This window comes from uncultured Gimesia sp., assembly GCF_937919775.1.
GTDB lineage: Bacteria > Planctomycetota > Planctomycetia > Planctomycetales > Planctomycetaceae > Gimesia.
Genome location: NZ_CALFPF010000625.1, coordinates 1 through 5673, shown reverse-complemented (window position 1 = coordinate 5673; position 5673 = coordinate 1). Strand labels below are relative to the sequence as shown.

General features: G+C 52.6%; 3 protein-coding genes and 1 tRNA gene. 3 read left to right on the top strand and 1 reads right to left on the bottom strand.

Annotation, left to right across the window (positions count from 1 at the left end; genetic code table 11):
* Together Q0294_RS17895 and Q0294_RS17890 are read left to right on the top strand one after the other, a co-directional pair.
* Positions 1 to 1202, top strand: a 1202-nt coding sequence (locus Q0294_RS17895; protein WP_299468176.1) for a hypothetical protein, incomplete at its 5' end; no start/stop codon positions are given.
* A gap of 165 nt (positions 1203 to 1367) precedes the next feature.
* The gene (locus tag Q0294_RS17890; protein WP_299468174.1) at positions 1368 to 2432 is read left to right on the top strand and encodes a pentapeptide repeat-containing protein; all 1065 of its coding nucleotides are present in this window, start codon (positions 1368 to 1370) and stop codon (positions 2430 to 2432) included.
* 163 nt (positions 2433 to 2595) lie between these two features.
* On the opposite strand, the gene Q0294_RS17885 is transcribed toward Q0294_RS17890, so the two are convergent.
* Positions 2596 to 2669, bottom strand: a tRNA-Val gene (locus Q0294_RS17885).
* 274 nt (positions 2670 to 2943) lie between these two features.
* On the opposite strand from Q0294_RS17885, the gene thrS reads away from it, so the two are divergent.
* A complete protein-coding gene (gene thrS, locus Q0294_RS17880; protein ID WP_299468173.1) occupies positions 2944 to 5124 on the top strand; it encodes a threonine--tRNA ligase in 2181 nt (726 codons plus the stop codon).
* The last annotated feature ends 549 nt before the right edge of the window (positions 5125 to 5673 follow it).

Sequence of the window (5673 nt, the reverse complement as noted above, 5' to 3'; positions counted from 1 at the left end):
TTTCCTTCACCGTTTCTGATAACAATTCAACAATGAAACACTTCATTAACTGCATTATGTTCGTCACACTCCTCGCATTGCCGGCCCGGTCGGCGGAGGCGTGTATGAACTGTGCGAACAGTGTGACTGAGGTGCAGTTTCCCTATCTCGGATCGCTGATGAGTGTGTTTTTCGGCTGGCTGGTTCTGTCTCTGATTTTCAGTCGGCCGCTGGCGACGGGGGTCAAACGGTTTCTCTATTTTGGCGTGCCGATCCTGATTTTGGGTGTTCTGCTGATTGTCCCGCTGGTGCTCGGACTACCGGTGGTCCTCTGCTGGATCTTTTATCTTGTCTTCAGAGTACTGCAGTTTCTCGAAACGAAAGACAAATGGGGACGGAAGAATCTGCTCCCGCTCGGCGTGAATGCGATCGCGCTGATACTTTCGTTTGTGCTGATTTTTGTCACAACGAGCCGGGCCAATTCGACGCCGGGACTGATAGCTTCTCTGGGCAAGATTGGGCCGCACTCTACCGGCAGTGTTCACAACTTGATGTCGCGCGTGATCCAACGCGGGCCGGAAGTCGTGACTCCTCTGCGTGCCGCGTTAGAACAAACTCTGGACAGAGAATATATCAGTCCGTTTCGAACGGTCCAGATTGCCTATTGCCTGAGCCAGATCGGTGGCGATCAGGCGGAAGCCGCATTGAAGCAGGCAATCGAACAACACATCACCTTCGATGACGACTTTTACGGCAAATGGGAAACAGCGGTCTGCTGTCTGTACGCCGAGTCTGCCCGGGAACGTGCGGTCCCCACGCTAATGAAACTGCTGAATTCGGCAGAGGGAGAACAGGCGGACCAGCAGCGGCTTCTCGCGTTACTGGCGCTGGCGCGAACACAAGATCCGACTGCCGTAGAAACCGTGCTGGACCATGCCGGTTTTCTACAGGAGCCGCCCAAGAAAAAACAAAGTCAGCGTTGGCAAACGGCGATGATCATCGTAACCCTGCAGGCACTCGCGGAAGGAGAGAGTCCGGTCGACCTCAGTGCCAGCCCGGTTTATGAGCCGCTGCGTCTCGGCCTGAATCCTGACAGTCGGACCAAAACTGGAATCAAGTGGGATGACCGCTGGAACGGGGAACTCGACACGGAAGCGTTGAAAAAACACTGGTCTGCTTTATTGAATCAGGTGGAGATCGAGCGGGAAATTTCTGCATTGTGACGAATCGAACTCATTTCCGACTGTTCTGTCATGTTTATTCCGTTGCCATTGCGTTATGGCTGTTTACAAAACTCTGATCGAGCCGTCAGAATAGAGAACTGACGACCTCGGCAATGCAACCTGTTTTTCTAATGCGATGATATGAAGATTCGTTTCAAGCTCTTGATGAGCATTTTATTTGTGCTCTGTTTCATAGTCCCGTTTTTGGTTCTGAATGTGGAATGGTTCCTGCAGAAACAGCGCACGACCGCTGAGATCGCACAACCTGAACTGGCCATCATGGGCTTGCTGTGTCTGCTGTCGTGGCTTTCAGTAGACTATCTCGAATCATTCGCGCGAATTTTCCTGGAACTCGTCGGCTTATTTTTTAGCTTACTGACAATCATTCCGGGAGTTCCCTTCATCATTGCCGGAATCGTATTTGGCATATTCCTGATACAGCATGAATCGAAAGAGACGCCGCCGCCCACCAGACACTTCACAAAGTTTGAACAGCCCAAAAAAAATTTGGCACAAACACAGGCCCAACTGAAACAGCAAATGGATCAGGCGGTCAAACGGGATTTTATTCGAAAAACACTCCGCCTGAAAAGCAGGCCGGAAGATGAAGTCATGCTCAGACTGGCAGGTCTGGATCTGACAGACAAGATCCCCCAGGTGTCTGCATCCAATACCTATGTAAGACAGGAGATTGTGCTGGAATTGCTTAAGAGGGAACAGGAAGCAGGCTATCGGTCGGATTTCAGCGGTGCAGATCTGAGGGATCTCGATTTCAGCAGGCGTCTGTTGAAAGCCCGTCATCTGGAAGGAGTCCTGGAAGGCGCTGATTTCAGTTCTGCTAATCTGCTGGGGGCGAAATTCAGGGGCACGAACCTGCAGGGCGCCAATTTTTCAAAATCACTTGCGATTCGGACTCATTTTTACGATGCGAATTTAATCGATGCCAACTTTGAAATGGCAAACCTGCAGGGAGCCGGTTTCTCCGGAGCCCGTTTACGGGGCGCCCGTCTGCACCAGGCCTACCTGCTCCAGACGTTTTTCATGGGCGCTTACCTGAATGGCGCCACCGTCGATTCATTACATTGGGTTAAAGACTATAATCGGATGCATTCCTTCTCAGTCCCGTTCTTAATGAGATGGCACAAAATCGTTGAAGAGAAAGACGATCAGGGAAATTCGATCTATATCTTACGCGGCGACGATCCACCTGTAGAGGCTAGAAAACCCTGATCTCAGTTCCGAAGATGAAAATCAGACGTCTATTGCATTCTGATACTGAGTCCCTGGCTGTTTAGTAAATCATGACGGACCCGGTTAGCCGGGAACAGGAAACACTGCACAGAAACGTGCGCATAAAAAAACCCTAACTCTATTCGAGATAAGGGCTTTTAAGTGGACGATATTGGATTCGAACCAACGACCTCCACGATGTCAACGTGGCGCTCTAACCAACTGAGCTAATCGTCCTGAGGTTAAGCAGGGTAAGCATCGATGAAGATATCGTCAAGTTCCAGACCGTATTCTGTGAAAAAAACCACCGAATGCTGGAATCGCGCGTCCTGTCTGACCGATCATACCAATTTCAAGGCTTTCCCGCGATTTTCCTGCGAAACGGCGAACATTGACGCGGACATAACCTGTCGCATATAAAGACCATACCTCCTTCGAACTGCCTGAGCAGTGGGCCCTTTGTAACGGCGACTGTGGTGGTTCCGACTTTAGACCAAGTTCAGAAAATCGAATGATTCAAATCAAATTACCTGATGGAACCGTTAAAGAGTATTCAGACAACAGTACAGCCTTAGATGTGGCCCAATCAATCGGCGAGCGACTGGCCAATGCGGTCGTCGCTGCTGAAGTGGATGGAACCGTTTGTGATGCGTTTCGCCCCTTGAAAGAGGTCTCTGGCTCTCCAGAAATTTCGCTCCGCCTGCTGACCGAACGTGACGCGGAAGCACTGGGCGTCTTACGTCACTCCTGTGCCCACATCATGGCACGCGCGGTAATGCGGCTCTGGCCGGGCATTCAACTGGCATTCGGCCCGACCCTGCCGCACGGCTTCTATTACGATTTTGGTCTCGAACACACCATCAGCGAAGACGACTTCCCCAAAATCGAAGAAGAGATGAAGAAAATCATCAAAGACGAAGAGCCGTTCGAACGGTTCTCTCTCGACCGGGCCGAAGCGATCTCGTTTGTGAATGAAATGGATCAGCATTCGAAAGCCGAACATATCGCAACCGGTCTCGCCGATCACGGGCAGCTCAGCTTTTATCGTCAGGGGGAATTTGTCGACCTCTGTCGCGGACCGCACATTCCGAATGCGAGCAGAGTCAAAGCCTTCAAGCTGCTGTCGGTTGCCGGTTCCTACTGGAAAGGGGACGCCGGCAACAAACCGCTGCAGCGTCTGTATGGCACCGCCTTTTTCAGCAAGAAAGATATGAACCAGTATCTGGAACAGGTGGAAGAAGCCAAACGCCGTGATCATCGGGTGCTGGGGAAAAAACTGGGACTGTTCCAGATCAACCCCGAAGTCGGTCAGGGGCTCTGTCTCTGGCTGCCCAAAGGGGCCACCATCCGCGCGGTGCTCGAAGACTTCATCAAGGTCGAGCTGACCCGCCTTGGTTATCAGCCGGTCTACTCGCCGCACATCGGTCGGGTGGAACTGTATGAAACCAGTGGTCACTTTCCTTATTATCGCGATTCCCAGTTCGCACCGCTGTTCGGCCACGACGCCGGCCAGCTGGTTGATTTCTGGGTACGGAAGCTGGAAGAAGACGATCTGTCGGCTGAGGATGAAGCGACCTTTTTCAAATCGTCACGGGTCATGAACTGCGATTTCGAATTCCCGCCGGGCGCGAGCCGCGAAGAAAAATTCACAATCCTGAAAGCCTGGGAACACAAACACGAGCGTTATCTGCTGAAGCCGATGAACTGCCCGCATCATGCCGAGATGTATAAAGCGATGCCGCGCAGTTATCGCGATCTGCCTGTGCGTCTGGCTGAGTTCGGCACCGTGTACCGTCACGAACAGACGGGCGAACTGAACGGCATGTTACGCGTCCGCGGCCTGACTCAGGACGACGCGCATATCTTCTGCACTCCCGAGCAGGTCGAAGGCGAATTCCAGGCGACTTTGGAGCTGGTCAAATTCGTGCTGGCCTCGGTCGGTCTGGATAATTTCCGCGTGCAGCTTTCACTCCGCGATCCCGGCAGCGATAAATATGTCGGCAGCGAAGAGAACTGGCAGCATGCGGAAAACAGTCTGCGCAAGGTGCTCAAAGCGTCGGGCATGTCCTTCAGCGAGTGCGAAGGGGAAGCCGCGTTTTACGGGCCGAAAGCCGACTTTATGGTGTCGGACTGTATCGGCCGTGAATGGCAGCTCGGAACCGTACAGCTCGATTACAATCTGCCCGAACGGTTCAAACTCGAATATACCGGGTCGGACAATCATCCGCATCGTCCGGTGATGATTCACCGTGCCCCGTTCGGATCAATGGAACGCTTCACCGGCATGTTGATCGAACATTTCGCAGGTGCGTTTCCGCTCTGGCTCGCGCCGGAACAGATTCGCGTGCTGCCTGTCAGCGACAAGACACTCGACTATGCAAACGAAGTCGCTGCCCAGCTTCGAAAGAACGGGTTCCGGATTTCCATCGACACCCGCAGCGAGAAAGTCAACGCGAAGATCCGCGATGCCCAGCTGGAACTGATTCCGTACATGTTCATCGTCGGGCCCAAAGAAGCCGAGCAGAACGCGGTCGCGGTGCGCGATCGGATCGACGGCGATCTGGGTCCGATGCCTTTAGCCGACGCGATTGCCAAGCTGAAGCAGGAAGCCGACCAGCGGGTCGTGCGACAGGTAGTCGAAAGCAGCTTTTCCGGCATCGAAGGACAAACCGAGCAGTCAAACGAGTATTAAACCATTTGTAGGGGCAGCCCTGTGTGGCTGCCCGCTATATCGGGATGTTAGCTTATAGGTTTTTCGAACGGTTCAACATTTTGCGAAGGTTCAACTGGTCCCATCCGGACGACGGCTCTCAATTGAGACCAACCAGGCGGGCGGGCACATAGACCCGCCCCTACTTTCGTGTTTTTTGTGGTAGCAAAAATACGAGCGTTTATTGAAACCAGCGATTCTGAGGAGTAGGGTGCGGACCCATGTGTCCGCCCGCCTGGCGAGATGTGATAAAGATTCATTCATCCGAGGGAACCATTTTGTACATTCAATTGATTCCCCAATGCCACTTCAATCTCGCGGGGAGACACATGGGTCTCCCCCTACATTTTGCATAGTTCGAAAGTCGCTATCAACGACTGTTGGCAAGCCAACAGTGGCACCCACTTCAGATACCTTTCGTGTGGTTTCGTGGTAGTAAAAATACGAGCGTTTATTAAAACCAGTGATTCGGATTCGTAGGGTGCGGACCCATGTGTCCGCCCGCCTGGCGAGATGTGATAAAGATTCATT